The organism is Phocaeicola sp. RTP21198st1_B8_RTP21198_201120, from assembly GCF_040929485.1.
Lineage (GTDB): Bacteria > Bacteroidota > Bacteroidia > Bacteroidales > Bacteroidaceae > Phocaeicola > Phocaeicola dorei.
The window spans coordinates 463-1,580 of record NZ_JBCOCI010000295.1; the positions used below are offsets into that span (position 1 = coordinate 463).

Annotated in this window: 1 protein-coding gene and 1 pseudogene; one reads left to right on the forward strand and one right to left on the reverse strand. The window is 45.5% G+C overall.

Going from position 1 to position 1,118, the window contains the following annotated elements; all coding sequences use genetic code 11:
- The coding region (locus AB5935_RS25585; RefSeq protein ID WP_368327825.1) for a linear amide C-N hydrolase at positions 1 to 819 on the forward strand (819 nt) is incomplete at its 5' end.
- A gap of 211 nt (positions 820 to 1,030) precedes the next feature.
- On the opposite strand, the pseudogene AB5935_RS25590 reads toward AB5935_RS25585, so the two are convergent.
- A pseudogene (locus AB5935_RS25590) lies at positions 1,031 to 1,118 on the reverse strand (DNA-binding protein); the annotation flags it as partial.

Below are 1,118 nucleotides of genomic sequence, written 5' to 3' on the forward strand. Positions count from 1 at the left end.
CAAAAAGAGTTTATTGCCGAAGGAATCAATGAGGCAGGACTTTCGGCCGGACTATTTTTCTTTCCTCATTATGGGGGGTATGAGACGTATGACGCTGCACAGAACCAGCGGACACTGGCAGACCTTCAAGTGACGGAGTGGTTGTTGTCGCAGTTTTCTACTATTGACGAGGTGAAAGCAGCCCTCTCTTCTGTACGTGTCGTAGGATTGGAAACGACAGCGGTAGTACACTGGCGTATCGGTGAACCGTCGGGACGTCAGGTTGTATTGGAAATTGTAGGTGGCGTGCCGCATTTTTATGAGAATAAAGTAGGTGTACTGACGAATGCCCCCGGCTTTGAATGGCAACTCATTAATTTGAACAACTACGTCAATCTTCATCCGGGTGACGCTTCCGTGCAAAAATTGAGCGGTATTACGTTGCAGCCGACTGGTAGCAATTCCGGTTTTCTCGGTATTCCGGGTGATGCCACGCCTCCTTCGCGGTTTGTGCGTGCGGCCTTTTACCGGGGGACAGCTCCGCAACGTGCCACAGGCTTTGATACCGTGCAGCAATGTTTCCACTTGCTTAATAATTTTGATATTCCCATCGGTATAGAATATTCGCAGGCTGGTGATATTCCGGATATTCCCAGTGCTACACAATGGACCTCGGCTATTGATCTGACGAACCGGAAGGTTTATTATAAAACGGCCTATAACAATTCGATACGTTGCATCGATTTGAAGGCTATTGATTTCTCGAAAGTAAAATATCAATCACAACCGTTGGATAAGATACAGGAGCAGCCGGTTGAAATGGTTAAAATTCCCCGGTAGAATATGGAAGGGTGTGGAGGTGATCCTATGTGATAGTTACTTGCATTGAAATGTTTTCAAATAAATGTTGATGACGTTTTTACCCTCACACCCTCACCCTGTGCTCAATCCGTTTATTCATCGGGGTTATAGGTGTGAGGGTAAGGGTGAGAGTAGGTGAGGGTAACTTTTTACTCTCACCCTGATTCGTCCTGATTAGGGTTGACTAATCTTATTCCGTTTTTACACTAATTTCTTCATTATTACCATAATATCCACTTTCAGGCACATAAATCGGCTGCATCGCTCCACCCATATTT